Here is a 26,513-nt window from a genome sequence, read left to right as displayed (position 1 = left end):
TCACGAGGTCTCATATATGCCTAGCATTATTTATGCAACCCAGGCGCCCGAAGAATTTGTTGACCAGGCGGTCTCAAAAAGCGACTGGTATCAATTGCTGGAAAAAATTGGAGCCGAATCTTCTCCTATGCTTGATGGCGAAGATTCTTTCCCTGCTTGGCAATATGCGCTTGAAGCCCATGCGCCCGATGCAGTGGTTGGCAAGCTCTTTCGTGGCGACAGAAAGAGCGCTGAAGATGGCAGCGGCGACCCTCACATTGCGTACCTCAACAATTCGTCAGTCGCTCTGGTGGCGCATGAGTTGGGCCGGCTTGGGCGTGACTATTTTGAGGACATTCTCCAGAAGTCCGGAAGCAAGAGCGATATATGGCTTTTCGAAAGCCTTTCAGATTTTCTGACCCAAGCAGCCGATCAGGGCACTTCCATCTTTGTTCTTTGGGGTGACTGACACGCGCTGCACTCCATAGGGCATCGAAAAAAACTCGGCACGTCGAACCGCGCTTCCATCACCGGCCTTCCTGTTTGGCCCAGTGGACACCTGCACTCACGATCCAGACTGCACGCACGATGCATCGCATGCGCCCGCTTCTCACCACGCTCGCCACCGGACTGCTGACCGCATGTGCCACGCCATCCGACCCCATCACCCAGCCCGTTGCCAGCATCCAGGCTGTCGTGCCCAGCTATCCGCTGGCTGCTCGGCGCTACGGCATCGAAGGCAATGTGCGCGTGCACTTCTGCGTGCTGCCCGACGGTCGTGTGGAGGATGTGGAGGCGCGGCAAAGCTCGGGCAGCGCGCTGCTCGACGCTGCGGCCGTCGACGCGGTCAGGCGGTCGACGTTCCGGCCAGCGCAGACGCTCTCGGGGCGCCGGGTTCGCAGTTGCGGGTCGGTTCCCTACCGGTTCGTTCTCGAATGATGTCTCGGGTGATCGAACGGCGAAGGTCGAGTCGATATCCTTCATCCCCCCAACCATTCCTCCAAGGACAACCCCCATGGGCCTGCTCGACGGCGTACTCGGCAATGCTTCCAAGATCGACCCGCAAGCCATTCAGCGGGACTTCGCACAGATCCTCGCGCCGGGCGAGAAGGTGGAGCATGCCTACCAGTTGATCCGCGACTATTTCGTCTTCACCGACAAGCGCTTCGTGCTGGTGGACAAGCAAGGCATCACCGGCAGCAAGGTGGCCTATCACTCGATTCCCTATCGCAGCATCACGCATTTCAGCGTGGAAACCGCCGGCACGTTCGACCTGGATGCGGAACTGAAGATCTGGATCTCCGGCTCGCCCGTGCCGGTGCAAAAGCAGTTCAACAAGAAGCTCAGCATCTACGAGGTGCAGGCGGTGCTGGCCAGCTATGTGCTGCGGGGGTGAGCGCAGGGCGGACCGGGCGCGGGCCACCTCTTTGTTCTTTTAGGCATGGTCTAAGTCACGGTTCCTACAGTGAAGTCGTCGCTGCCGATTCCCCGATGCGCCGCCAGCGTCAAGGCACCGACACCGGCATGGCATGGCATGCAAGCAGTGCCGGCGCCGAATCAGACGAACCACTGAATGAAGGAGTGACACCATGCGAGTTCTTTCCTGTCTCACCGCCCTGACGGTTTCTGCCGTGACCGCCACCGCCGCCCTGGCCCAGGCACCCGCCCCGGCTGCGCCTGCCAGGCCTGTGGTCAAGACCACCTGCGCGGACTACGTGGCGCTGAACGAAACCGTCAAGCCGAAGTTCATCTACTACGCGGTGGGCCACACCAAGAAGGGCGCGAAGGACGTGGTGTTCGAGGAAGATGCGATCGAGAAGATCAAGCCCGAGCTGGACCAGTACTGCGCGGTCAATCTGACCAAGTCGGCCTATGACCAGGTCATGGCCAGCAGCATGGCCTCCGACCCGGTGGGCAGCAAGCACGGCCACGCACCGAAGACCGTCAAGTAAGCGACCGCGCTGGGCCCCAAAAAAAGGAGCCCCGCACTGCGCGATGGCAGTGCGGGGCTCCTCGTTGTACGGGTACGTGTACGGGTACGGGTACGGGTACAGGTACGAGTGTCGGGGTGGGCGCCTTCGCCACCGCGCGGGGGAGAGGCCGTCAGGCCAGCGGCGGCAGCAGGTTCATCAACATCACCATCCCCAGCCCCACCAGCGCGACGATGGACTGCACGACCGAGATGGTCTTGGTGGCTTCGCCCAGGCTCATGCCGAACGATTCCTTCACCAGCCAGAAGCCCGCATGGTTGGCGTAGTTGAAGAACAGCGAGCCGCAGCCGATGGAGAGCGCCAGCAGCGGCTGGTTGACGGCGTTGCCGGATGCAGCCAGCGGCGCCAGCAGCCCCGCGGCGCCCACGATGCCGACGGTGGCCGAGCCGGTGGAGACCGACAGCAGCATGGAAATCAGCCAGCCCAGCAGTAGAGGCGACACGGGCAGTTGCTGGCTCAGGTGGACGATGGCGTCGCCCACGCGCGCGTCGGTCAGCACCTGCTGGAAGGCGCCGCCGCCCGCGATGATGAGCAGCACGTTGGCGATGGGCTTGATGCTGTCGCTGAGCGCCTTGCGCACGGCCTCGGGCTGGCCGGGGCGCAGCGCCAGCACGGCGAAGATCACGCCCAGCAGCATGGCGATGATGGGGTGGCCGACGAAGGCCGTGAAGTGCAGCAGCGCGGAGCCCTTGGGCAGCAGCATCTCGCCCACCGCATGCATCAGCATGAGCAGCGCCGGTGCCAGTGCAGCCAGCACGCCCAGCGCCAGGCCGGGCGGCGCCCTGTGCGTGGCCGGCGCGCCGTGGGCTGCTTCCTTGGCCGCCGCAGCATCGGGTGCGTACTGCGCGATCAGCGCGTCGTCCGGGCGCACCGTCAGCCGCCTGGCTATGAAGCTGCCGTACACCGGCCCGGCCAGCACGATGGCCGGCAGTGCGGCGATGAAGCCGTAGATCATCGTGGCGCCGACGCTGGTCTTGAGCGTGGCGATGGCGGTGAGCGGGCCGGGGTGCGGCGGCACCATGCCGTGCATGGCGGCCAGCGCGGCAATGACGGGCACGCCCACGTACACGTAGGCCGATCCGCTGCCCTTCTGCTCGGCCTCCAGCTTGCGGGCCACGCCGAAGATGAGCGGCAGCAGCACGATCAGCCCCACCTCGAAGAACATCGGAATGCCGACGATGAAGGCCACGCCCGCCATGGCCCAGGGCAGTGCCTTGCGGGATGCGCGGTCGAGGATGGCGCTGGCCAGGCTGTCGGTGACGCCGGAGTCCGCCAGAACCTTGCCCAGCATGGCGCCCAGGGCCACCACCAGCCCCACCGCGCCCAGCGTCTTGCCCGCGCCGCCCGAGATGGCGGCGACCAGCTTGTCCAGTGGCATGCCGGTGAAAAGGCCCGCGCCCACCGACACGATCAGCAGCGCCAGCAGCGGGTGTACCCGCAGCCGCGACACGATGAGCGCCACCAGGCAGAGCACGCTGACCAGCGCGGTGACCAGCAATTGGATGTCGTGGGGAGTCATGTCAGCAAAGCCCGGAGGAGCGGAAAAAGGGGGAAGTGGCAGGCGCTGCGAACGGGCCGCTCAGGCGGCCATGTCCAGCTGCATGATGATCATGTTGACCAGCGTGCCGACGCTGGGCCGGCCGGTTTCGACGGTGAAATGGGCGACTTCGCGGTAGAGCGGGTCGCGCACGGCATAGAGCTCCCGCAGGCGTTCCAGCGGGTTGGCCACCTGCAGCAGCGGGCGGGCCTTGTCGTGGCGCACGCGCTTGAAGATCTCGTCGGGCGAGGCGCGCAGATACAGCACGTGGCCGAAGTCGCGCAGCGCAGCGCGGTTGGGCTGGCGCAGCACGATGCCGCCGCCGGTCGACAGCACCATGTCGCCGGGCTCGGCGGCGATCTCGGCCATCAAGGCGGTTTCGCGCTCGCGGAAGCTGTCTTCGCCGTGCTGCTCGAAGTACGCGCGGATGCTGGTGCCCAAGGCACTTTCCATCCGCTGGTCCAGGTCCACGAAGGGCACGTCGAGCCGCCGCGCCAGATGACGGCCGACCGTGGATTTGCCCGAGCCTGGCATGCCGACCAGTGCGCAGCGCGTCTGCATTCTTTGTGTCCTGTCCTGTCGTTGTCGGTGGGTGCGATGGGAGCCGTGGAGTGTACGGCCCGCACTCTGCCTTGGCAGGACATGGGACGCCGCAGCCGGCCTGTCGGCATCAACTGACAGTTGCGCCGGCCTGCGTGGCCGACAATCGGGCATGGCACTTTCTTCTTTCAAGGAACGTGTGGCCGACCGCGCCCAGCGCATGCTGCGGCCCATCGCCCCATTGATCCGCGCGGCCAATCTGTGGATGGATGTGGATGGCCCGCGCATGAGCGCGGCCATGTCGTTCTACGGCATGCTGAGCCTGGCCCCGTTGCTGCTGCTGCTGGTGGGCGTGATGGGTTGGTGGATCGACAAGGCGTACCTGGAAACCAACCTCATCGCCCAGGTGCAGCACGTGGTGGGCGATCGGGGCGCGGACGCGATCCGCGTGGCGCTCGCAAGTGCGCAGGAGCCTTCGCAGGGCCGCCTCGCCTCGCTGTTCGGCTTTGCGTTGCTGCTGTCCGGCGCGACCGGGGTGTTCGTGGAGCTGCAGTCGGCGCTGGAGCGCCTCTGGCTCGGCGGCCAGCCCCCGGCGCCGCAGACGACCAAGGCGTGGTGGCGCATGGCGTCGCTGCGGCTACGCGGGCTGGGCTACGTGCTGGCCATCGGCTTTTTGCTGCTGGTGTCGCTGGTAGTGTCCACCGGCATCAACATGGTGGGCCACTGGGCCAGCGGCGCGCTGCCGATGGGTTCGGGCACGCTGCTGCTGGTGGTCAACGAGCTGGTGGCGTTCGCCATCGCCGTGGGCTTGTTCGTGGGCCTGATGCGCATCGGGGGTGGCCCCAAGCCTTCGATGATCTGCCTGGTGTTCGGCGCCGTGGTGGGTGCCATCCTGTTCACCGTGGGCAAGCAGTTGCTGGCGCTGTATCTGTCCACGGCGGCAGTGGTGTCGGCCTATGGCGCTGCGGGTTCGCTGGTGGTGCTGCTGATGTGGATCTTCTTTTCCTCGGCCGTATTGCTGTTCTCGGCCGCCTGCGCCCGCGCCCTGCAGGAAGTGCGCGAAGCCAATGCCCAGCACACCGGGCTGCCGCGCGAAGACGCCCCCCCTGGGGCCGGCGGAGCCGCGCCGCCCCGCCAGCGCAAGCCGGTCAGCGGGTGATCTCCAGCCCATTGCCCGGGCCCTGCCTGCCCGTCCACGGTTGCGTGACGCACCGAGCGTTGGTCTCCGATCAAGGGCAGGCACGGGCGAGACCCGCCGCCGGCTCGCGCCCCGGCTGGACGCACTCCTACAAACCGAGGCCTCCGCACGACGCCTTCTTACGGCCGTTACAACTGGCCTCGCCTTGTAAAGCAGCCTCCCAGGTACTCTGCCGACGACTACTCCAAGGAGGACTTACATCATGGGCAACATCGTCCGATCCCCCAACCCGCTGTTCCCGGCGCAGACCCACGCGGCTCCCGCCAGTGCATCCACCAAATGGCTCTGGGCCGCAGTCGGCGCCCTGGGCGTGAGCGTGGTGGCGCTGGGTGCCACTCTGGCGGTGCAGCAGTCGGGCCGCAATGCCGCTGCCGTGCAGCCCGTGGCGGTCGCCACCGCGGCGCCTGAAGGCGCGGCCGGCCGCATGGCACTGGCAGACGAGAACACCGCCGCCAAGGCACCCGCAGCGCCGGTGCAGCGCGCGCAGCCAGCCGCCCATTCCACGGCCAGCCGCGCACCGGCCACGGCCCCCGCGCGTGAAGACTATGCCCAGGGCGGCAGCTATGCCCCGGGCGGCGGTGGCTACGCATCGCCCCAGTATTCCCGCCCGGTGTCGAGCCAGCCCGTCTGCGCCAGCTGCGGCCGGGTGGAGTCGGTGCAGGCCGTGCAGCAGGCGGCGCCGGCCACCGGCATCGGCGCGGTTGCCGGTGGCGTGCTGGGCGGCGTGCTGGGCAACCAGGTGGGCAAGGGCAATGGCCGCACGGCAGCCACGGTGCTGGGCGCCGTGGGCGGCGGCTATCTGGGCCACACGGTGGAGCAGCGCACCCGCACCACCACCGCCTACCAGGTGCGTGTGCGGATGGACGACGGTTCGCTGCGCACCTTCACCCGCTCGCAACCCGTGGCCGAGGGCACGCAGGTGCGCGTCGACGGCCGTTCGTTCCGCGTGGACCAGGGCGGTGACGCCCGCTACGGCAACGGCCAGCCGGTGCGCGTGGTGAACGCTTACTGACGTCGGACGGCAGGTCGGCCCGGGCCCTACGCCAGGCAGACCGGAGCCACCCCACAAAAACGAAGGCCGGCCCGGAATTCTCCGGGCCGGCCTTTGTCATGGGCATGCGGCAGACGCCGGCGCTGCGGCGCCGGTGCAGCGCTTACTTCTCCACGAAGGCGCGTTCGACCACGAAGTCGCCGGGCGTGCTGGTGTTGCCTTCCTGGAAGCCCCGCTTTTCCAGCATTTCCTTCAGGTCCGCCAGCATGGCGGGGCTGCCGCACAGCATGACGCGGTCCACGGCCGGGTCGAACGCGGGCAGGCCGATGTTGGCCGGGAAGGTACCGTTCTCGATCAGGTCGGTGATGCGGCCCTGGTTGCGGAAGGGCTCGCGCGTGACCGTGGGGTAGTACACCAGCTTGTCCCGCACGATGTCGCCCAGCAGTTCGTGCTCCGGCAGTTCCTTCTCGAACAGGTCCTGGTAGGCCAGCTCTTCGACCTGGCGCACGCCATGCACCACGACGACCTTGTCGAAGCGCTCGTAGGTTTCGGGGTCGCGTGCCACGGCCAGCCAGGGGGCCAGCCCCGTGCCGGTGCCGATGAGGTACAGGTTCTTGCCGGGCAGCAGGTAGTCGATCAGCAGGGTGCCGGTGGGCTTCTTGCCGACGATGATGGTGTCGCCCACCTGGATGTGCTGCAGGCGCGACGTCAGCGGGCCGTCCTCGACCTTGATCGACAGGAATTCGAGGTGTTCCTCGTAATTCGGGCTGGCGATGGAATAGGCGCGCAGCAGCGGCTTGTCGTTCACCTTCAGGCCGATCATGGTGAAGTGGCCGTTGGAGAAGCGCAGGGCCGGGTCCCGCGTGGTGGTGAAGGAGAACAGGCGGTCGGTCCAGTGGTGAACGGTCAAAACGCGTTCTTCGAGAAAGGCGCTCATGGAATGGCAGTGTCCGGATTAGAAAAGATTCGACGACGATGACGGTCAACCCGTCTCGGGTGGCAGGGCCGGTGGCCGGAACGGGCCGGGGCGACGTTCTGAAGCTGCCCCCTGCCATGCGGGCAAACCCCAGTATTGTCGGGCAAACCGGCGGCGCGGGTACATTCCCATATTGCAGAAGCTTATGCACCCGGTTCCGCCCCCAGGACGACACACCATGCCTTCGAATCGCCGTACCTCCCTGGCAGCCCTTGCCAACCTTGCCTCCCTCGTCCTTGCCACAAGCCTGCTGCCCGGCCAGGCGCAGGCACAGGCACAGTCGGTCTACAAGATCGGCGAGATCAACAGCTACAAGGCCCAGCCCGCCTTCCTGGAGCCCTACAAGAAGGGCATGGAGCTGGCGGTGGAGCAGGTCAATGCGGGCGGCGGCATCGGCGGCAAGAAGCTGCAGCTGGTCACCCGCGACGACAACGGCAACCCTGGCGATGCCGTGCGGGCGGCCGAGGAACTGCTGGCCCGCGAGAAGGTGGACGTGCTGACCGGCACCTTCCTGTCGCACGTGGGCCTCGCCATGACCGACTTCGCGCGGCAAAAGAAGGTGTTCTTCCTGGCGGCCGAGCCCCTGACCGACAAGATCGTCTGGGAGAACGGCAACCGCTACACCTTCCGGCTGCGCCCCTCCACCTACATGCAGGTCGCCATGCTGGTGCCCGAGGCGGTGCAGCTGCGCAAGAAGCGCTGGGCGCTGGTCTACCCCAACTACGAATACGGCCAGTCGGCCGTCGCCACCTTCAAGACGCTGATGAAGGCGGCCCAGCCCGATGTGGAATTCGTCGCCGAGCAGGCCACGCCGCTGGGCAAGGTGGATGCGGGCAGCGTCGTGCAGGCGCTGGCCGACGCCAAGCCGGACGGCATCTTCAACGTGTTGTTCGCGGCAGATCTCGCCAAGTTCGTGCGCGAAGGCAACACGCGCGGCCTGTTCCAGGGCCGCGGCGTGGTGAGCCTGCTGTCGGGCGAGCCCGAGTACCTGGACACGCTCAAGGGCGAGACGCCGGACGGCTGGATCGTCACCGGCTACCCGTGGCAGGCCATCCAGACGCCGGAACACAAGGCCTTCGTCGACGCCTACCAGAAGCGCTTTGGCGACTACCCGCGGGCCGGCTCGGTGGTGGGCTACAACGCCATCCTGTCGCTGGCCGCCGGGCTGCAGCGCGCCGGCTCGGCCGACACGGAGCGGCTGATCGCGGCCTTCCGTGGCCTGCAGCTGGACACGCCCTTCGGCCCCATCACCTACCGCGCGCAGGACCACCAGTCCACCATGGGCGCCTTCGTCGGCAAGACCCGGCTGGAGAACGGCCGCGGCGTGATGGTGGACTTCCGCTACATGGACGGGGCGAAGTTCCAGCCCTCCGACGTCCAGGTGCGCCAGCTGCGGCCTGCGGCGCCCTGACTCCGCTCGCTCGCACGCCTCGACCGTGGACTTCTCCGGCCTGCTGCTGCAGCTGCTGAACGGGCTGGCCGGCGCGTCCACCCTCTTCCTGGTGGCGGTGGGCCTGTCGCTGATCTTCGGCGTCACGCGCATCGTCAACTTCGCGCATGGCTCGTTCACCATGCTGGGCATCTACATCGCCTATTCGCTGGTGGAACGCTTCGCGGGCGCCATCGGCTTCTGGCCCGCGCTGCTGCTGGCGCCGGTCGCCGTGGGCCTGCTGGGCGCGCTGGTCGAGCTGACGCTGCTGCGCCGCATCTACCGCGCCCCTGAACTCTTCCAGCTGCTGGCCACCTTCGCGCTGGTGCTGGTCATCAAGGACGCGGTGCTCTGGGCCTGGGGCCCGGAAGAACTCTTCGGCCCGCGCGCGCCGGGGCTGGAAGGCGCCGTGCCGCTGCTGGGCCGGCAGTTCCCGGCCTACGACCTGTTCCTGATCGCCGTGGGGCCGCTGGTGCTGGGCCTGCTGTGGCTGCTGCTGCACCGCACGCGCTGGGGCACGCTGGTGCGCGCCGCCACGCAGGACCGCGAGATGGTGGGCGCGCTGGGCGTGAACCAGGCGTGGCTCTTCACCGCCGTGTTCGCGCTGGGCGCGCTGCTGGCCGGCCTAGGCGGCGCGCTGCAGCTGCCGCGCGAGCCGGCCCATCTCGACATGGACATGACCACCATCGGCGCCGCCTTCGTGGTGGTGGTGGTGGGCGGCATGGGGTCGATGCCCGGCGCCTTCGTGGCGGCGCTGCTGATCGCCGAGCTGAAGGCGGTGTGCATCTGGCTGGGCGTGGTAGAGGTGGCGGGCGTGGCCATCGCCTTCCCGAAGCTCACGCTGGTGGTCGAATTCCTGGTCATGGCGGCCGTGCTGGTGTGGCGCCCCTGGGGCCTGCTGGGCCGGCCCCTGCCGCCGCCGCGCATGGCGGGCGCCGCCGAGGCCCCGCCGCGCCCCGCCACCCGCGCCGGCCGGGCCGGCTGGCTGGCCGCCGTGGCGGCGCTGGCGCTGCTGCCGGCGGCGGCCGGCGTCTGGCCGTATGCCACGGTGCTGATGCAGGACGTGCTGATCGCCGCCCTGTTCGCCGCCAGCCTGCACGCGCTGATGGGCCCGGCCGGCATGCATTCGTTCGGGCACGCGGCGTATTTCGGCGTGGGGGCCTATGCCGTCGCGCTGGGGGTGCGTGCGGCGGGACTGCCCGCGCCGGTGGCGCTGGTGCTGGCGCCGCTCGCGGCCGGCGCCTTCGCGCTGGCCTACGGCTGGTTCTGCGTGCGCCTCTCGGGCGTGTACCTGGCCATGCTGACGCTGGCGTTCGCGCAGATCACCTGGGCCATCGCCTTCCAGTGGGACGCGGTGACCGGCGGCAGCAACGGCATCACCGGTGTCTGGCCCCAGGGCTGGCTGGCCGAGGGGCCGGCGTTCTACTGGCTGGCGCTGGCCTCGGCCGTGCTGGGCGTGGGCTGGCTGCGCCGGCTGCTGCATGCGCCCTTCGGCCTGGCGCTGCGCGCGGCGCGCGACTCGGCGCTGCGGGCCGACGCCATCGGCATCGACGTGCACCGGCTGCGCTGGGCCGGCTTCGTGGCGGCCGGCATGGTGGCGGGGCTGGCGGGCGCGCTGTTTGCCCTCTCCAAGGGCGGCGTGTCGCCGGAGACCCTGTCGGTGGGCAAATCGGTGGACGGACTCGTCATGGTGCTGCTGGGCGGCGTGCAGGCGCTGGCCGGCCCGCTGGTGGGCGCGGCCGCCTTCACCTGGCTGCACGACACCATCGCCCGCCACACCGATTACTGGCGCGCGCTGCTGGGCGCCACCATGCTGGTGCTGGCGCTGCTGTTTCCCCAGGGAATTGCGGGCTTTGCGCAGCAGATACGGGGGCTTCTAGCTATCAAAAACAGAGCAAACGAAGGAGCGCGCCCATGAGCCTGCTGCAGGTGAGCGGCCTGGCCAAGTCCTTCGGCGGCGTGCGCGCGGTGGACGGCGTGGGCTTTGCCGTGGCGCCCGGCGAGTTGCTGGCGCTGATCGGGCCGAACGGCGCGGGCAAATCGACCACCTTCAACCTGGTGGGCGGGCAGCTCGCGCCCGATGCGGGCTCCATCCTGCTCGATGGCCAGAGCATCGCCGGCCTGCCGCCGCGTGCCATCTGGCGGCGCGGCGTGGGCCGCACCTTCCAGATCGCCGAAACCTTCGCATCGCTCAGCGTGCTGCAGAACGTGCAGATGGCGCTGCTGTCGGCCGACCGGCGCGTCTTCCGCTTCTGGCGCCCCGCACACCTGCACCGCGTCGAGGACGCCCTCGCGCTGCTGGAACGCGTGGGCATGCGCGCCCAGTCCGGGCGGCCCTGCAGCGAGCTGGCCTACGGCGACGTCAAGCGGGTGGAGCTCGCCATGGCGCTGGCCCATGCCCCGCGCCTCTTGCTGATGGACGAGCCCACCGCCGGCATGGCTCCGGCCGAGCGGCTGGCCTTGATGGCGCTGACGCGCGAGTTGGCGCAGGAGCGCCGCATGGGCGTGCTGTTCACCGAGCACAGCATGGACGTGGTCTTCCAGCATGCCGACCGGGTGACCGTGCTGGTGCGCGGCCGGGTGCTGGCCGAAGGCCCGCCCACCGCCATCCAGGGCGACGCGCGGGTGCAGGCGGCCTACCTGGGCAGCGGCAGCCTGCGGGCGCGCCACCAGCCCGCCCCGGCGGAGGCCACGCCATGAGCGCGCCCCACCCGCCGCTGCTGCAGGTGGACGGCCTGCGGGCCTGGTACGGCGCCGCGCAGATCCTGTTCGACGTGGGCCTGCAGGTGGGCGCGGGCGAGGTCGTGGCGCTGATGGGCCGCAATGGCGCGGGCAAGTCGACCACGCTCAAGGCCATTGCCGGGCTGATCGCGCGGCGCGAAGGGCGGGTGCAGTTCCTGGGCGACGACGTGTCGCGCCTGGCGCCGCACGACCTGGCCCGGCGCGGCCTGGGCTGGGTGCCCGAGGACCGGCGCATCTTCACCGACCTGACGGTGCTGGAGAACCTGGAAGTCGGCCGCCAGCCGCAGCGCCGCTGGCCGGACGGCCGCCCCGCCCCGCTCTGGACGCCCGAGCGCCTGTTCACGCTGTTTCCCAACCTGGGCGAAATGCCGCGCCGCCCGGGCGGTCGCATGAGCGGCGGCGAGCAGCAGATGCTGACCGTGGCCCGCACGCTGATGGGCCAGCCGCTGGTGGTGCTGCTGGACGAGCCCTCCGAAGGCGTGGCGCCGATCATCGTGGAGCAGATGGCGGACACCATCGTGCAGCTGAAGGCCGAGGGCATCGGCATTCTGCTCAGCGAGCAGAACCTGACCCTGGCCGAAGCCGTGGCCGACCGCGCCTACGTGCTGGAAAAGGGCCGCATCGTGCATGCCGCGCCGATGGCCGATCTGGCCGCAGATGGCGCGGCGCGGCGGGCCTACCTGGGCATTTAGGCCGCCTGCGCAGCGGGCGGGCTACAGCAGCCGCTTGCGGATCTGCAGCACCACCAGCTCGGCGGCCGCCACCACGGCGAAGATGGTGACCAGCACCAGCGCCACGCGGTTCCAGTGGAACAGGTCGATGGCGGTATTGAGCACCACGCCGATGCCGCCCGCCCCCACCAGCCCCAGCACGCCCGATTCACGTACGTTGATGTCCCAGCGCAGCAGCGCCACCGACCAGAAGGCCGGCTTGATGTGCGGCCAGTAGCCGTACCAGATCTGCGCCAGCTTGCCCGCGCCGGCCGCCTGCAGGGCTTCGATGGGGCCGCGCGGCGCCTGCTCCAGCGCCTCGCCCACCAGCTTGCCGACGAAGCCCACCGAGCGCAGCGCGATGGCCAGCATGCCCGCCAGCGGCCCGGGGCCGAAGATGGCCACGAAGAGCAGCGCCCACACCAGCGAGTTGACCGAGCGGCTGGCGACCAGCACCACGCGCGCGATGAAGTTCAGCAGCCGGTTGCGCGTGACGTTGGCCGCCACCAGCACGCCCAGCGGAAACGCCAGCACCAGCGACAGCAGCGTGCCGAGCGTGGCCATGTGCAGCGTTTCCATCAGCGCCGCATGCACGCCGTCGCGGTAGTAGCCCCAGTCCACCGGCCACATGCGCTGCAGCATGTCGCCCATCTGCTCGGGCGCGTCGTAGAGGAACTCCGGAATCACCTCGACGTAGCGGGCCGACTGCACGATGGCCCAGACGCTGAAGAGCCAGATCGCATAGCGCAGCATGCGCTGGCCGAACGGCCGGGTCGGCAGGCCCAGCGGCGGTGTGGCCGGGCCCAGGGGTTTCACGGCGGCGGCGTCAGACATGGAGGGCCTTTCGCACGGCGTTCACGATCAGCTCGCCCGCCACGATGATGGCGATCACGGTAGCGAGGATGGTGCACACGAAGCTGTATTCATAGCGCAGGAAGGCCGCGAACAGCGCCCCGCCGATGCCGCCCGCGCCCACGATGCCGACCATGGTGGAGTTGCGCAGGTTCGAGTCGAGCTGGTAGGTGGCAAAGCCCACGAAGCGCGAAGCCACCTGCGGCAGCACGCCGAACAGCACCACGTTGGCGAACGAGGCGCCGGTGGCGCGCATGGCCTCGATGGGCTTGGGCGAGATCTCCTCGATGGCGTCGGCAAAGAGCTTGCCGACGAAACCCACCGTGGCCACCACCAGCGCCAGGATGCCGGCGAGCGGCCCGAAGCCGACCGCCTTCACGAACAGGATGGCGCTGATCACCGGGTGCAGCGCGCGGCAGGCGGCGATGAAGGCCCGGCCCGCCACCCGCAGCGGCGCGGGCGACAGGTTGCGCGCCGCCATCAGGCCCACGGGCAGGCTCAGCAGCAGGCCGAGCGCGGTGGCCAGCACGGCGATCTGCAGCGTCTCCTTGATGCCCTGGGCCAGCTCGTCCATCTTGCCCAGCTCGGGCGGGAACATGCGGCCGATGAAGCGCGCGCCCTGCTCCCAGCCCACGGCCAGGCGCTCGGGCGATACACCCAGGTTCGCCATCATCCAGACGAAGTAGGCCGCCACGGCCAGCGCCACGACCTTCTGGCCGGTGCTCCAGCGGAAGGCCTGGGACGCGGCCGATGTGGCGGTGGCGGTGGTGCTGGTGGTGTTCATTCCATCCATGCCTTGCCGCCGTAGATGGTGTGCAGGTGTTCCTCGGTCAGCCCCGCGGGCGGGCCGTCGTAGACCACGTGGCCGCCGGTCATGCCGACGATGCGGTCGGAATAGCGGCGTGCCAGCTCCACGTCGTGGATGTTGACCATCACCGGGATGTTGCGCTGCACGCCCTGGTCGCGCAGCAGCTGGATGATCTCCACCGAGGTCTTGGGGTCGAGCGACGAGGTGGGCTCGTCGGCCAGCAGCACCGAGGGCTGCTGCATCAGCGCCCGGGCAATGCCCACGCGCTGGCGCTGCCCGCCGCTCAGCGCATCGGCGCGCTGGTTGGCGAACTGCGACAGGCCCACCACCGCCAGCAGCTGGTGCGCGTGGGCGATGTCTTCGGGTTCGAACTTGCGGCGCCAGGCACGCCAGGCGGACAGATAGCCGAGGCGGCCGGTCAGCAGGTTCTCCATCACCGTCAGCCGTTCGACCAGGTTGTATTCCTGGAACACCATGCCGATGTGGCGGCGCGCCCGGCGCAGGGCGCGGCCGTGCAGCTGCACCATGTCCACCTCTTCGCCCGCCAGCCGCATCAGGATGCGGCCCGAGGTGGGCGTGACCAGCCGGTTGATACAGCGGATCAGCGTGGACTTGCCGGTGCCCGAGGGCCCGATGATGCTGGTGAGGCCCGTGCTGGCGATGGTCAGGTCGATGGATCTCAGCACCGGCGTGCCGGCGCGGTATTCCTTGACGAGGCGCTCGATCCGCAATGCGCCTGATGTGCCGGAGGTCTGCATGGGAAGCGGGTTACTTCTTGCCCGATGCGGCCTTGTCGAAGGCGTCGCGGGTGAACAGCTCGCCGGCCGAGGCGGCGACGGTGCGCACCAGCGCCCAGTCCTTCTGGTAGGTGATGGGCAGGAAGCGGTCGCCGCCCAGGCCCTTGGCCATCTCGGCGGGCACCTTGTAGTCGTAGAAGCACTGCTTGATCCTGGTCTGCAGCGCGGGTTCGAGGTTGTAGGCGTAGGCGTAGGCGTCCGTCGGGAACATCTCGCTGGTGTAGAGCACGCGGAAGTCGTCGGCCTTGACCACGCCGCGGTCCGTCATGTGCTGCAGCACGTCGCTGGCCACCGGGGCGGCGTCGTAGTCGCCCGTCTTCACGCCCAGGATGGACTGGTCGTGCTTGCCGGAATAGACCACCTTGTAGTCGGTGTCGGGCGTCAGGCCGATCTTCGGGAACAGCGCGCGCGGCGCCAGGTTGCCCGAGTTGGACGAGGGCGAGGTGTGCGCGATGCGCTTGCCCTTCAGGTCTTCCAGCTTCTGGAACGCGCTTTCCTTGCGCACGATCATCTTCAGGTTCATGCCCACCGGGCCCTGCTCGTTGCCGCGGATGGCGAAGGGCACGGCACCCGACAGGTTCACGGCGAAGTTGACCGGGCCGGGCGAGAACGCGGCGATGTGCAGGCGGCCCGAGCGCATGGCCTCGATCTGCGCGGCGTTGGACTGCACCGGGAAGAAGACGACCTTCTTGCCCACGCACTGCGACAGGTGGCCCATAAACGGGCGGAACAGCTTTTCGTAGATTGCGGGGTCTTCCACCGGCGTGAAGGCGAACACCAGCGTGCTCGGGTCCTTCAGGCGCTTGGGGTCGGTGGGCGTGTCGGCCACCAGATCGCGGTTGGCATCGCAGTACTGCGCGTCCAGGTCGCCGCGGTAGGCACAGGCGTCCTGGGCGTGCGCGCCGGCGGCGCCGCACCCGGCGAGGGCAAGGAAGGCAAGGCGCAGCGGCAGGCGGCGGATGGACGGCATGAGGGTCTCCTGTGTGGTTCTGGAAGGCGTCTTGAAAGGACTGCCGGTACTATAGGAATCGCTCCCGCACGCGGGGAGCCAGCCTTTCAACCGTCCTTCAGCGAGCTTTCAATTGCCTTGCATTTGCCCACGGAATAACCCTCGGTCGCGGTCGGTCCGCAGCCCCGCATGATGAGGGTGCTGGTCGTCGAAGACGACTTCGACCTGAGCGGCGCGCTCATGCGCCTGCTGACCCGCCGGGGCTTCCTGGCCACGCACTGCGGCGACGCCACCTCGGCGCTGCAGGCGCTGCAGCAATCGGCCTTCGAGCTGGTCGTGCTCGACCTGGGCCTGCCGGGCATGGACGGGCTGCAGCTGCTGCAGCGCCTGCGCGACCGCGGCCACCGCATGCCGGTGCTGGTGCTCACCGCGCGCGGCGGGGTGGGCGACCGGGTGGCGGGCCTCAACATCGGCGCGGACGACTACATGGGCAAGCCGTTCGACCCCGACGAGCTGGAGGCACGCCTGCGCGCCCTGGCGCGCCGCGCGGGCTTCCAGGACGAGCCGCACTGCGGCGATCTGCGCATGGACCGGGCCGCAGGCGCGTTCTATGCGGACGAGCAGGCGCTGGAGCTCACGCCGCGCGAAGGCGCCCTGCTGACCGCGCTGATGGAGCAGCCCGGGCGCGCGGTCACCAAGGCGCGGCTGGCCGCGCTGGTCTTCGGCGCCGACGCGCCGGAACAGCCGGACGCCGTGGAGGTGGTGGTCCACCGGCTGCGCAAGAAGCTCGCGGCCACGCGCGTGGAGATCGCCACCCTGCGCGGGCTGGGCTACCTGGTCAAGGAACGCCGTGCCGCCGACTGACGGGTCGGCTGGGCCCCTCGAAGGCGGCTTCTCGCTGCGCCACCGGCTGCTGCTGGGCCTGTGCCTGCCGGTGGCGATCTTCATGCTGGTGGATGCCTGGGCGTCGTACCACGCGGCGCTGGGCACGGCGCAGCGCGCGTTCGACCGGCTGCTGGTCACGTCGGCCCACGCCCTGGCGGACATGATCCATCTCGAACAGGGGCAGCTGCAGATCAGCCTGCCGCATGCGGCGCTGGAGCTGTACGACAGCGACCACGGCGGCGAACGCCAGCAAGACCAGGGCACCCGCAGCCGCATGATCTACCGCGTGAGCTACCTGGACGGCGCCTATCTGGCGGGCGACAGCGCGCTGGAGCCCTACCGCGGCGTGGCGGCCGTGCACCCGCGCTACGGCGCCCGGCTCGCGCTGTACGACACGCTGCAGGGCACCGAGCCGCTGCGTATCGCCGCGCTCTGGCAGCCGGTGGAAACCGAGGACGGCCTGCGCTATGTGGTGGTGCAGGTCGGCGAGCCCTCGGCCTACCGCGACCGCATCGCCCAGGGCATTCTGTGGCAGACGCTGGGCCGGCAGGCGCTGCTGCTGGTGGTGCTGCTGGTGCTGGTGTGGGCCGCCATCACCGTCGCGCTGCGGCCGTTGCGCGTGTTCGCGCGGGGCCTGGAAGCGCGCCCGGCGACCCATCTCGACCCGCTGGTGGTGGTGCCGCAGACCCCGCGCGAACTGCTGCCGCTGGTGAACGCCTTCAACCGGCTGCTGGGCCTGGCCGGCCGCGCGCAGGCGCTGCAGCAGCGCTTCGTGGCCGATGCATCGCACCAGCTGCGCACGCCGCTGGCGGTGCTGCAGCTGCAGGCCCATGCCGGCCTGTGCGGCGACGTGCCGGCGCACGAGGCGCTGCAGCAGGTGGCGGCGACCACGCGCCGCACCAGCCGGGTGGTGCAGCAGCTCCTGACCTGGAACCGCGCCCGCGCGGATGTGTCCGCCGGGCAGATCGAGACGGTGGATCTGGTCGCGCTGGCGGAAGAAGTCGCCGTCGAGCTGTCGCCGCTGATCTCGGCCCGGCACCAGGACTTCCAGTTCGACCCCGCGCCGTGCCGCTGGACCGGGCCGGCCTGGATGGTGCGCGAGATCCTTGTCAACCTGCTGCACAACGCGCTGCACTACACGCCCGAGGGCGGCGCGCTGGGCATTCGCATGGCGGTGGAGCCCGGCAGCGTGGCGCTGACCGTCCAGGACGATGGCCCCGGCATCGCCGAGCCGCTGCTGCAGAACCTGTACGTGCCCTTCGTGGGCGGCGACCCGCACCACCAGGGCACCGGCCTGGGCCTGGCCATCTGCCACGAGATGGCGCAGGCCTGTGGCGGCCGGCTGGAGGTGGAGAACCGGCTGCACGCAGGCCGCGTGGCGGGGTTGAACGCCACCTTGCGGTTGCCTGCGAACGCCTGATCGCCCGAGCGCCCGGGTGCCGGGGCGCGGCCGTCGGAGCGTCGGGCAGCAGGCAGCAGGCAGCAGGTAGCAGGCAGTGGACAGCGGCGCTCAGCGGCCGGCATCCCCGGCGGGTGGCAGCGCCGCGCCATCGTCCGCCGCCAGGTGCGCCGTGACGACCTCTGCGAGCCAGTCCATCACCGCCCGCACGCGCCGCGGCACGTTGCGCCGGTTGGCGTACATCAGCGTCAGCGGCATGGCCGGGGCGGCCCATTCGGGCAGCACCTCCACCAGTTCGCCGCGCTCCAGCAGGTCGACCACGCCCAGGCGCGGCACCTGGATGATGCCCAGCCCCGCCAGGCACGCGGCCATGTAGGCCTCGGCGTTGTTCACCGTCACCGCGCCCTGCATGGCAAGAACCGCCGGCGCACCGTCCACCACAGACTCGAAGCCGGCCGCACGCGCGCCCAGCGTGCTCACGAAATGCACCAGCCGGTGGCCGGGCAGGTCGGCCAGCACCCGCGGCATGCCGTGGGCGCGCAGGTAGCCGGGGCTGGCGCAGTTGACCAGCCGCGCCAGCCCCAGCGGGCGGGCGACCAGGCCGCTGTCCATCACGGCGCCGGTGCGCAGCACGCAGTCGAAGCCTTCGCGCACCACGTCCACGCGCCGCTCCGTGCTGCTCAGTTCCAGCTCCAGCGCCGGATGCCGCGCCAGCAGTTCCGGCAGGCGCGGCACGACCACGTTGCGTGCCATGCCGGTGGACATGTCCACGCGCACGCGGCCCCGCAGCCCATTGCCGCCATCGGCGCCGTCGGCGTGCTGGAACATCGACTGCAGTTCGTCCACATCGGCCAGCAGATCCTTGCAGCGCTCGTAATAGGCCTGCCCGTCCTGCGTCAGCTGCACGCGCCGCGTCGTGCGGTGCAGCAGGCGGGTGCCCAATTGCGTTTCCAACTGCTGCACGGCGGTGGAGGCGCTGGCCTTGGGAATGCCGAGCGCCTCGGCGGCCTGCGTGAAGCTGGCCAGCTCTGCCACGCGGATGAAGATATGCATGCGGTCGAAAGGGTTCATTGTTCTTTTTAGATGAACAGTGCAATCCATTTTCGGTGGTTTATGGGATTGCGACCGATCAATAGACTGCATTCCATCGTTTCACCCTCCCCCCTTCCCTGGAAAAAAGGAACCCGCCATGACCACCACCGCATCGCAAACCACCCCGTCCACCCCGACCGCTGACGCCTCTGCCCGCCAGCCGGCCATCGCGCTCGTCACCGGCGGCAGCCGGGGCCTGGGCCGCAGCGCCGCACTGCACGCGGCGCGCTCGGGCATCGACGTGATCCTCACCTACCGCAGCCAGGCCGCCGAGGCGCAGGCCGTGGTCGCGGAGATCGAGTCGCTCGGCCGCCGTGCGGTCGCGCTGCCGCTCGATGTGGCGGTCAGCGCCACCTTCGCGGACTTTGCGGCGCAGGTGCGCGGCGCGCTGGCCTCGCACTGGCAGCGCGAGCGCTTCGACTTCCTCGTGAACAACGCGGGCTCCGGCGCGCATGCCGGCTTCATGGAGACGACCGAGGAGCAGTTCGACCAGATGGTCGCCATCCACTTGAAGGGCACGTTCTTCCTCACGCAGAAGCTGCTGCCGCTGATGAACGATGGCGGGCGCATCCTCAACGTGTCGTCAGGCCTGACGCGCTTCGCGCTGCCGGGCTACGCCGCCTATGCCGCGATGAAAGGCGGCGTGGAGGTGCTCACCCGCTACCTGGCCAAGGAGCTGGGCGCGCGCGGCATCGCCGTGAACACGGTGGCGCCCGGCGCCATCGAAACCGACTTCGGCGGCGGCGCCGTGCGCGACAACGCGCAGCTCAACGGCTTCATCGCCGGGCAGACCGCGCTGGGCCGCGTGGGCCTGCCGGACGACATCGGCGGCGCCGTCGCCGCGCTGCTGCAGCCGGGCACGGGCTGGGTGAATGCCCAGCGCATCGAGGCTTCGGGCGGCATGTTCGTCTGATGCGCCGCCAGGCGGCGGTGGCCCGGGGCCGCCGGCCCTGCGCGGGGAATTGGGGTCAAATCACCTTCCAGCGCTTGTTCCACCTGGGCTGCTAGCTATTTATTTGATAGCAATAGGACGCACCCGGTTGATTGCGCCGCCGGTCAGAACGTTTCCCAGTCGTCGTCGCTGCCGCGCGCTGCAGGCGACGGAGGCGTGGCCGCAGCGCGGGGCTTGGCCGGTGGCGCCAGCCGGCTGGCGGCTGGGTGGGCAGCGGCCGGTTTGGCCGCAGGCGCTGCGGCCGCAGGGCGCGGTGCGGGTGCGGCCACCGCTGGCGCGCGCTGCAGCGCGGTGACGGCCCGCGGGGCGACCGGGGCGACCGATGCCGTCGCAGCCGCTGCCCGCAGTGCCTGCGCGGCCGCCTGCTGGCTGCCCGCGTCGATGCGGAACACGCTCACCGCCGCCGCCAGCTGGCTGGCCTGCGACTTGAGCGAGCCGGTGGCGGCCGCGGCCTCCTCCACCAGCGCGGCGTTCTGCTGCGTGACGGAGTCCATCTGCGAGATCGCCTGGTGCACCTGGTCGATGCCGGCGCTCTGTTCCTGGCTGGCGGCACTGATCTCCGCCACCAGGTCGCTCACGCGCTGCACGCTCTGCACCAGGTTGTCCATGGTGCGGCCCGCCTGGGCGACCTGCTGCGAGCCTTCTTCCACCTTGGCGACGGAATCGCCGATCAGGCCCTTGATGTCCTTGGCCGCGGAGGCGCTGCGCTGCGCCAGCGCGCGCACCTCGCCCGCCACCACCGCGAAGCCCCGGCCCTGCTCGCCGGCGCGGGCCGCTTCCACGGCCGCGTTCAGCGCCAGGATGTTGGTCTGAAAGGCAATGCCGTCGATCACGCCGATGATGTCGCTGATCTTGCGGCTGGAATCGTTGATGCCCTTCATGGTGTCCACCACGCCGGCCACCACCTGGCCGCCCTGGGCGGCGGTCTGCGACGCCGAGGCGGCCAGCTGGTTGGCCTGGCGCGCGTTCTCGGCGTTCTGCTTGACGGTGCTGGTCAGCTCCTCCATCGAGGCGGCGGTTTCTTCCAGGGCGCTGGCCTGCTGCTCGGTGCGCGAAGACAGGTCCTGGTTGCCCGCGTCGATCTGGCCGGAGGCGGTGGCGATGCTGTCGGTGCCCGAGCGCACGCGGCCCACCACCTGCGCCAGGCTGGCATTCATGTCCTTGAGCGCCTGCAGCAGCTGGCCCGTCTCGTCGGTCGAGCTGACCGTCACCTGGCTGGTCAGGTCGCTGGAGGCCACGGCCCGCGCCACGCGCACGGCCTGCGACAGTGGCCGCACGATGCCGCGCGTCAGCCACCAGGCGCAGGCCGCGCCCAGCGCCAGCGCGGCCGTGCCCAGCAGGATCAGCCAGAGGCGGCTCTGGCGGAAGACGTTGTCGATGTCGCGTGCCGTGGCGTCGATGCTGCCGCGCTGCATGTCCAGCAGCCGCTGGATCAGCGCCGTGTACTGGTCGGTCGCGGGCAGGAAGACCTGGGTGAGCAGACGGTCGGCTTCTTCCGCCTGGCCGTCGGCCTTGGCCTTGACGGCCTGGTCGCGCGACGACAGGTAGAGCGTGCGGGCCTTCTGGATCTCGCCCCACAGCGCTTTTTCTTCCGCGCTGTCCAGCAGCGGCTCGATGCGCTGCTGCAGCTGCGCGGCCTCCTTGGTGGTGGTGGCGATGTCGGCTGCGAAGAACTGGCCCAGCGACGGGTCGCTGCTTTTGACGATGGCGCTGGTGCGGCGCGCGGCGCTGTACACGTAGCGGTACCAGTCGCTGATCATGCGTTCGTTGGCCAGCGGCTGCTGCGTCATCTCGCTGGTGGCCTGGGCCACGGTGTGCAGCCGCCAGACGCCGAAGGCCGTCATCAGGGCCATCAACATCAATACCAGGGCGAAGCCCCCGCCCAGGCGAGCGCCGATCTTCAGGTTGTTCATGGAAAAAGTCTCTGGATAGGGGGAACGACCGGGGTCCGGCGAGGGGAGCCAGGTCTTTGGGGAACGCCCCGATATCGACCGGGCACGCACCAAACTTGAGCATCCAGGCGGTCCCCTTCCAGAACTTTCCGTGGAGCGCAAAGTCGTCGCCACCGCCACCGCCACCGCCACCGCCACCGCCACCGCCAGCGTGGCGCGCCCTGGCCCCTTCAGCCAGCGCTGCGCAGCACCCGCCGGTACTGCACCGCTTCCCCCACGTGCGCCACGCCGATGCGAGCCTCCCCCGCCAGATCGGCGATGGTGCGCGCCACCTTCAGCGCCCGGTGCGTGCTGCGGGCCGACCAGCCCAGGCGCTGCGCCGCGGCCTGCAGGAAGCGGCCGGCGTCCTCCTGCAGCGCCAGATGGGCGTCGATCTCGCGGCCCTGCAGCGCCTGGTTCGGCTTGCCCTGGCGGTGCACGGCCCGCGCCCGCGCGGCTTCCACCCGCTCGCGCACGGCGGCACTGGGCTCGCCCGGCGGCGCGCCCAGCAGTTCCTCGGCCGGCATGGCGGGCACTTCCACATGCAGGTCGATGCGGTCGAGCAGCGGCCCGCTCAGCTTGCCCTGGTATCGCGCCACCTGGTCCGGCGTACACCGGCAGGCACGCTGCGCCGAGCCGAGAAAGCCGCAGGGGCAGGGATTCATCGCGGCGATGAGCTGGAAGCGCGCCGGGAATTCCGCGCGCTGCGCTGCCCGGGCGATGGTGATGCGGCCGGTCTCCAGCGGCTCGCGCAGGGCCTCCAGCGCAGAGCGGGCGAACTCCGGAAACTCGTCGAGGAAAAGAACGCCTTCGTGCGCGATGGAGATCTCACCCGGCTTCGGCGGCGATCCACCGCCCACCAGCGCGATGGCGCTGCAGGTGTGGTGCGGGTGGGCGGTGATGCGCTGCATCCAGCGGTCGGCCTCGAAACGGCCGGCCAGGCTGGCCACGGCGGCGCTCTCCAGCGCTTCCTGAACGGTCATCGCCGGCAGCAGGGCGGCAAAGCGGTGCGCCAGCATGGACTTGCCGGAGCCGGGCGGGCCCACCAGCAGCAGGCCATGGCCGCCGGCCGCCGCGATCTCGAGCGCGCGCTTGGCCGTGGCCTGGCCTTTCACGTCCGCCAGGTCGGCCGCCGGTGGCTGCGCCGGGCGGGCGGCGGGCTGCATGCGGGCCCAGCCGTCGCCTTCCGGTGCCACCCCGTCCGCCGCCGCCGGGCCGCCGGGCAGGAACTGCCGCACCACGTCGAGCAGATGGCGCGCGCGGTAGATCTCGGTGCCCGGCACCAGCGCGGCCTCTTCGGCGCTGCCGGGCGGCAGCACCATGCGGGGCCGCGCACCCTCCAGCGCGCCCAGCGCCAGGCTGGTGGCCAGCGCACCGCGCACGGCGCGCAACTCGCCCGACAGCGACAGCTCGCCCGCGAACTCGTAGCCCGCCAGGCGCGCGCCATCGATCTGCCCGCTGGCGGCGAGGATGCCGATGGCGATGGGCAGATCGAACCGCCCGGAATCCTTGGGCAGATCGGCCGGCGCCAGATTCACGGTGATCTTCTTGTTCGCCGGGAACTCCAGCCCCGCGTTCTGCAGCGCCGAGCGCACGCGCTCCCGCGCTTCCTTGACTTCCACCTCGGCCAGGCCCACCAGCGTGAAGCTGGGCAGCCCGTTGGCCAGATGGACCTCCACGGTCACAGGGGGCGCCTGCAGCCCCAGCAGCGCGCGGCTTTGCACCAAAGCAAGACTCATCGATTCAACCCTCCCCAGGCAGGTGCACGACTTTGGCGCACCCCATCGTTCTGTCGGACCACGCACCAGGCTGGTGCTTCGCGTTACCACTTGCATGGGGTGTAACGCCATGGTTCCGCGCGGAACTGTACGCTGGTTGCTGCAACACGGGCAACGCGGATGGCACGGTCCATGCTTTGAGGGCTGTGTTCTCACACCATCCTTCGGGGGAATTACATGATCCGGACCGCTCTTCCAGCGCTTGCGCTCGCTGCTGTTGCTTCCATGCTGCCCACCCTGGCCAGTGCCCAGCTGACCGGCAACGTCGCCCTGACGACGAACTATAAGTTCCGCGGCCAGGACCAGGACGCGAGCAAGTCGAAAGCCGTGAAGCCCGCCATCCAGGGCGGTCTGGACTACGCCTTCGGCGACAGCGGCTTCTACCTCGGCAACTGGAACTCGAGCGTGGACTGGCTGCCGGGCAATTCCATCGAGATGGATTTCTACGGCGGCTACAAATTCAAGGCTGGCGACGTCGATCTGGACGTGGGCGCCCTGACCTATGTCTACCCCGGCAACACCGCCGGCAACACCACCGAGCTGTACGGCGCCGCCACCTACGGCCCGCTGACAGCGAAGTATTCGCACACGGTGTCGAAAGACTATTTCGGCTGGGCCGGCGCCAAGACCTCCAGCAGCCGCGGCCGCAACACCGGCTACCTGAACCTGGCCTTCGCCCAGGAAGTGGCACCCAAGACCACGCTGAAGGCGTCGGTCGGCTTCACCCGGTTCGCCAGCGACATCAAGGACCTGGGCGTTCCCAACTACATCGACTACAGCCTGGGCGGCGCCTATGACTTCGGCTCGGGCCTGTCGCTCGGCGCGGCGGTGGTCGGCGCCAACAAGAAGAACTTCTTCGGCGACGTCAACAAGTCACGCCTCATCGTCACGCTGACCAAGACCCTTTAATCCACTACCCATCACCGCGGGCGCCCAGCGCCCCATCGGAGGAAACGCAACATGAAAATGGTGACAGCCATCATCAAACCCTTCAAGCTCGACGAGGTGCGTGAAGCCCTGTCGGACATCGGCGTGCAAGGGATCACCGTGACCGAGGTGAAGGGCTTCGGCCGCCAGAAGGGTCACACGGAGCTGTACCGCGGCGCCGAGTACGTGGTCGACTTCCTGCCCAAGGTGAAGATCGAGGCGGCGGTGTCCGATGACCTGGTCGAGCGCGTGATCGAGGCCATCGAAGGCGCAGCGCGCACCGGCAAGATCGGCGACGGCAAGATCTTCGTGGGCCATCTGGAGCAGGTGGTGCGCATCCGCACCGGCGAAACCGGCAAGGAAGCCCTGTAAGGCGCACCCCCCGGCATTCCACCCCGATACACCTTTCGAGTATTGCCATGAAAAAACTGCTTGCTTCCTGCCTGCTGGGCTTGAGCCTGTTGACCGCCGGCTCTGCCGTGCTGGCCCAGGCGCCCGCTGCCTCCGAGCCCGCCGCCGCGGTCGCCTCCGCCCCGGCGGCAGCCTCCCCTGCCGCCGCCCCCGCCGCCGCCGCTGCGACCGACGCCGCACCGGCAGCCGCCGCAGCCGCTCCCACGCCCAAGATCGACTCCGGCGACACGGCCTGGATGCTGACCTCCACGCTGCTGGTCATCCTGATGACGCTGCCGGGCCTGGCGTTGTTCTACGGCGGCCTGGGCCGCTCCAAGAACATGCTGTCGGTGCTGATGCAGGTCTTCGTGATCTTCTCGCTCGTCTCGCTGCTCTGGGCCATCTACGGCTACAGCCTGGCGTTCTCCGGCGAAGGCAAGTTCTTCGGCGGCTTCGACAAGGTGTTCCTCAAGGGCGTGAACCAGGAAACCTTCGGCGCCCTGGCGACCATCCCCGAATACGTGTTCTTCGCCTTCCAGGGCACCTTCGCCGCCATCACCGTGGCGCTGATCGTCGGCTCGTTCGCCGAGCGCATGAAGTTCTCCGCCGTGCTGATCTTCTCGGCGCTGTGGTTCACCTTCAGCTACGTGCCCATGGCCCACATCGTGTGGGGCGGCGGCCTGCTGGCGGCCGACGGCGCGCTGGACTTCGCCGGCGGCACCGTGGTGCACATCAACGCCGGTATCGCCGGCCTGGTGGGCGCGTATGTGGTGGGCAAGCGCATCGGCTTCGGCAAGGAAGCCTTCACGCCCCACTCGCTGACGCTGACCATGGTGGGCGCTTCGCTGCTGTGGGTGGGCTGGTTCGGCTTCAACGCCGGCTCTGCGGGTGCCGCCAACGCCAACGCCGGCCTGGCCTTCGTGAACACCGTGCTGGCAACGGCCGCCGCCACCCTGTCCTGGATCGCCGGCGAGGCGCTGTCCAAGGGCAAGGCTTCCATGCTGGGCGCCGCTTCCGGCGCCGTCGCCGGCCTGGTGGCCGTCACCCCTGCGGCCGGCTTCGTCGGCCCGATGGGCGCCATCGTGATGGGCCTGATCGCCGGTGTGGTCTGCCTCTGGGGCGTGGGTGGCCTCAAGCGCATGCTGGGCGCCGACGACGCGTTCGACGTGTTCGGCGTGCACGGCCTGGGCGGCATCGTGGGTGCCATCCTGACCGGTGTGTTCGCATCGCAGGGCCTGGGCGGCACGGGTGGCCTGACGCCCGACACGTTCAACATGGGTGCCCAGGTTTGGGTGCAGGTCAAGAGCGTGCTGTTCACCATCGTCTGGTCGGGCGTGGTGGCCTTCATCGCCTACAAGATCGCCGACCTGCTGGTGGGCCTGCGTGTCAGCGAAGAAGCCGAGCGCGAAGGCCTCGACATCAGCTCGCACGGCGAGACCGCCTACCACCGTTGACAGGCGGAGCCGCCCCGTCCCTGGTGTCTGGTGGCACCGGGACAGGGCGGATGGCTCCCTCCCTGATTTTGCTAGAGCGTGTTATGAACTTTGCTCCCTGATCACGAAGCCAAGGGTAGAGTTTGCAGATGCCCCGCAAGCCCTACCCGACAGATGTCAGCGACGAAGAATGGAGCTTCGCTGCGCCGTACCTGACCCTGATGGAC

The 26,513-nt window shown here is 69.4% G+C and carries 27 protein-coding genes; 17 read left to right on the top strand and 10 right to left on the bottom strand.

The genetic code is table 11. The features are described from left to right. Positions 1 to 16 precede the first annotated feature (16 nt). From ASF94_RS21225 to ASF94_RS09640, 4 genes are all read left to right on the top strand, one after another. Positions 17 to 448, top strand: a complete 432-nt coding sequence (locus ASF94_RS21225) for a hypothetical protein (RefSeq protein ID WP_156382489.1) — start codon at positions 17 to 19, stop codon at positions 446 to 448. Between the two features lie 128 nt (positions 449 to 576). Beyond that, positions 577 to 918: an energy transducer TonB gene (locus tag ASF94_RS09650; RefSeq protein WP_056665045.1), complete on the top strand. Its 342-nt coding sequence runs from the start codon at positions 577 to 579 to the stop codon at positions 916 to 918. Positions 919 to 994: 76 nt separating this feature from the next. Then, the gene (locus tag ASF94_RS09645; protein ID WP_056665044.1) at positions 995 to 1,375 is read left to right on the top strand and encodes a PH domain-containing protein; all 381 of its coding nucleotides are present in this window, start codon (positions 995 to 997) and stop codon (positions 1,373 to 1,375) included. Between the two features lie 193 nt (positions 1,376 to 1,568). Beyond that, entirely contained in the window at positions 1,569 to 1,931 is a 363-nt protein-coding gene (locus ASF94_RS09640; protein ID WP_056665041.1) for an HdeA/HdeB family chaperone, read from the top strand. 151 nt (positions 1,932 to 2,082) lie between these two features. Here the strand turns inward: ASF94_RS09640 and ASF94_RS09635 are convergent, their stop codons facing one another. Both ASF94_RS09635 and ASF94_RS09630 read right to left on the bottom strand, forming a co-directional pair. Next, positions 2,083 to 3,489: a GntP family permease gene (locus ASF94_RS09635; protein ID WP_056665038.1), complete on the bottom strand. Its 1,407-nt coding sequence runs from the start codon at positions 3,487 to 3,489 to the stop codon at positions 2,083 to 2,085. Positions 3,490 to 3,549: 60 nt separating this feature from the next. Then, positions 3,550 to 4,068, bottom strand: a complete 519-nt coding sequence (locus tag ASF94_RS09630) for a shikimate kinase (protein ID WP_056665035.1) — start codon at positions 4,066 to 4,068, stop codon at positions 3,550 to 3,552. A gap of 151 nt (positions 4,069 to 4,219) precedes the next feature. Here ASF94_RS09630 and ASF94_RS09625 point away from each other — a divergent pair, with 151 nt between their 5' ends. Both ASF94_RS09625 and ASF94_RS09620 read left to right on the top strand, forming a co-directional pair. Further along, positions 4,220 to 5,206, top strand: coding sequence for a YihY/virulence factor BrkB family protein (locus ASF94_RS09625; RefSeq protein WP_082493134.1), 987 nt, complete (start codon positions 4,220 to 4,222; stop codon positions 5,204 to 5,206). Positions 5,207 to 5,447: 241 nt separating this feature from the next. Then, positions 5,448 to 6,257, top strand: a complete 810-nt coding sequence (locus ASF94_RS09620; protein WP_056665032.1) for a glycine zipper 2TM domain-containing protein — start codon at positions 5,448 to 5,450, stop codon at positions 6,255 to 6,257. A 142-nt stretch (positions 6,258 to 6,399) separates the two neighbouring features. Here the strand turns inward: ASF94_RS09620 and ASF94_RS09615 are convergent, their stop codons facing one another. Then, entirely contained in the window at positions 6,400 to 7,173 is a 774-nt protein-coding gene (locus ASF94_RS09615) for a ferredoxin--NADP reductase (RefSeq protein WP_056665029.1), read from the bottom strand. A 217-nt stretch (positions 7,174 to 7,390) separates the two neighbouring features. Here ASF94_RS09615 and ASF94_RS09610 point away from each other — a divergent pair, with 217 nt between their 5' ends. Genes ASF94_RS09610 through ASF94_RS09595 form a run of 4 tightly spaced genes read left to right on the top strand, consistent with a single transcriptional unit; the run spans position 7,391 to position 12,075 of the window. Continuing rightward, entirely contained in the window at positions 7,391 to 8,623 is a 1,233-nt protein-coding gene (locus tag ASF94_RS09610) for an ABC transporter substrate-binding protein (RefSeq protein WP_056665026.1), read from the top strand. A 25-nt stretch (positions 8,624 to 8,648) separates the two neighbouring features. After that, positions 8,649 to 10,559 (top strand): ABC transporter permease, encoded by a 1,911-nt coding sequence (locus tag ASF94_RS09605; protein ID WP_056665024.1) that lies wholly within the window; start codon positions 8,649 to 8,651, stop codon positions 10,557 to 10,559. Next, the gene (locus ASF94_RS09600; protein ID WP_056665021.1) at positions 10,556 to 11,341 is read left to right on the top strand and encodes an ABC transporter ATP-binding protein; all 786 of its coding nucleotides are present in this window, start codon (positions 10,556 to 10,558) and stop codon (positions 11,339 to 11,341) included. The genes ASF94_RS09605 and ASF94_RS09600 overlap by 4 nt, the downstream gene beginning before the upstream one ends. After that, positions 11,338 to 12,075 carry an ABC transporter ATP-binding protein gene (locus ASF94_RS09595; RefSeq protein WP_056665018.1) on the top strand — a complete coding sequence of 246 codons (738 nt, stop codon included), beginning with the start codon at positions 11,338 to 11,340 and terminating at the stop codon, positions 12,073 to 12,075. Before ASF94_RS09600 ends, ASF94_RS09595 begins: the two co-directional genes overlap by 4 nt. Positions 12,076 to 12,096: 21 nt before the next feature. On the opposite strand, the gene phnE (ASF94_RS09590) is transcribed toward ASF94_RS09595, so the two are convergent. From phnE (ASF94_RS09590) to phnD, 4 genes are all read right to left on the bottom strand, one after another. Next, a complete protein-coding gene (gene phnE / locus ASF94_RS09590) occupies positions 12,097 to 12,846 on the bottom strand; it encodes a phosphonate ABC transporter, permease protein PhnE (protein ID WP_235505324.1) in 750 nt (249 codons plus the stop codon). Between the two features lie 73 nt (positions 12,847 to 12,919). Continuing rightward, complete coding sequence (phnE, locus tag ASF94_RS09585; protein ID WP_056665015.1) at positions 12,920 to 13,729, bottom strand: phosphonate ABC transporter, permease protein PhnE; 810 nt, start codon at positions 13,727 to 13,729, stop codon at positions 12,920 to 12,922. Further along, the gene (gene phnC / locus ASF94_RS09580; protein ID WP_056665013.1) at positions 13,726 to 14,511 is read right to left on the bottom strand and encodes a phosphonate ABC transporter ATP-binding protein; all 786 of its coding nucleotides are present in this window, start codon (positions 14,509 to 14,511) and stop codon (positions 13,726 to 13,728) included. Before phnC ends, phnE (ASF94_RS09585) begins: the two co-directional genes overlap by 4 nt. Before the next feature lie 10 nt (positions 14,512 to 14,521). After that, positions 14,522 to 15,520: a phosphate/phosphite/phosphonate ABC transporter substrate-binding protein gene (gene phnD / locus ASF94_RS09575; RefSeq protein ID WP_056665010.1), complete on the bottom strand. Its 999-nt coding sequence runs from the start codon at positions 15,518 to 15,520 to the stop codon at positions 14,522 to 14,524. Positions 15,521 to 15,688: 168 nt separating this feature from the next. Here phnD and ASF94_RS09570 point away from each other — a divergent pair, with 168 nt between their 5' ends. Both ASF94_RS09570 and ASF94_RS09565 read left to right on the top strand, forming a co-directional pair. Next, entirely contained in the window at positions 15,689 to 16,363 is a 675-nt protein-coding gene (locus ASF94_RS09570) for a response regulator transcription factor (RefSeq protein ID WP_369818658.1), read from the top strand. Beyond that, positions 16,350 to 17,804, top strand: coding sequence for a sensor histidine kinase (locus tag ASF94_RS09565; RefSeq protein ID WP_056665008.1), 1,455 nt, complete (start codon positions 16,350 to 16,352; stop codon positions 17,802 to 17,804). Before ASF94_RS09570 ends, ASF94_RS09565 begins: the two co-directional genes overlap by 14 nt. A gap of 90 nt (positions 17,805 to 17,894) precedes the next feature. Here ASF94_RS09565 and ASF94_RS09560 read toward each other — a convergent pair whose 3' ends face one another. Continuing rightward, positions 17,895 to 18,854: a LysR family transcriptional regulator gene (locus ASF94_RS09560; RefSeq protein ID WP_056665005.1), complete on the bottom strand. Its 960-nt coding sequence runs from the start codon at positions 18,852 to 18,854 to the stop codon at positions 17,895 to 17,897. Between the two features lie 118 nt (positions 18,855 to 18,972). On the opposite strand from ASF94_RS09560, the gene ASF94_RS09555 reads away from it, so the two are divergent. Then, positions 18,973 to 19,788: an SDR family NAD(P)-dependent oxidoreductase gene (locus tag ASF94_RS09555; protein ID WP_082493129.1), complete on the top strand. Its 816-nt coding sequence runs from the start codon at positions 18,973 to 18,975 to the stop codon at positions 19,786 to 19,788. Between the two features lie 143 nt (positions 19,789 to 19,931). Here ASF94_RS09555 and ASF94_RS09550 read toward each other — a convergent pair whose 3' ends face one another. Further along, a complete protein-coding gene (locus tag ASF94_RS09550) occupies positions 19,932 to 21,740 on the bottom strand; it encodes a methyl-accepting chemotaxis protein (protein ID WP_056665002.1) in 1,809 nt (602 codons plus the stop codon). A gap of 209 nt (positions 21,741 to 21,949) precedes the next feature. Then, a complete protein-coding gene (locus ASF94_RS09545) occupies positions 21,950 to 23,497 on the bottom strand; it encodes a YifB family Mg chelatase-like AAA ATPase (protein WP_056664999.1) in 1,548 nt (515 codons plus the stop codon). A gap of 216 nt (positions 23,498 to 23,713) precedes the next feature. On the opposite strand from ASF94_RS09545, the gene ASF94_RS09540 reads away from it, so the two are divergent. From ASF94_RS09540 to ASF94_RS22000, 4 genes are all read left to right on the top strand, one after another. Then, positions 23,714 to 24,445, top strand: a complete 732-nt coding sequence (locus ASF94_RS09540; protein ID WP_056664996.1) for a TorF family putative porin — start codon at positions 23,714 to 23,716, stop codon at positions 24,443 to 24,445. Between the two features lie 51 nt (positions 24,446 to 24,496). Further along, entirely contained in the window at positions 24,497 to 24,835 is a 339-nt protein-coding gene (glnK, locus tag ASF94_RS09535; RefSeq protein ID WP_056664993.1) for a P-II family nitrogen regulator, read from the top strand. A gap of 47 nt (positions 24,836 to 24,882) precedes the next feature. Continuing rightward, positions 24,883 to 26,307, top strand: a complete 1,425-nt coding sequence (locus tag ASF94_RS09530) for an ammonium transporter (RefSeq protein WP_056664990.1) — start codon at positions 24,883 to 24,885, stop codon at positions 26,305 to 26,307. Between the two features lie 128 nt (positions 26,308 to 26,435). Next, positions 26,436 to 26,513: transposase (locus tag ASF94_RS22000; RefSeq protein ID WP_369818642.1), on the top strand; the 78-nt coding region annotated here is incomplete at its 3' end.

This window comes from Acidovorax sp. Leaf160 (assembly GCF_001424265.1).
Lineage (GTDB): Bacteria > Pseudomonadota > Gammaproteobacteria > Burkholderiales > Burkholderiaceae_C > Paracidovorax.
This window is presented reverse-complemented; position numbering and strand designations above follow the sequence as displayed.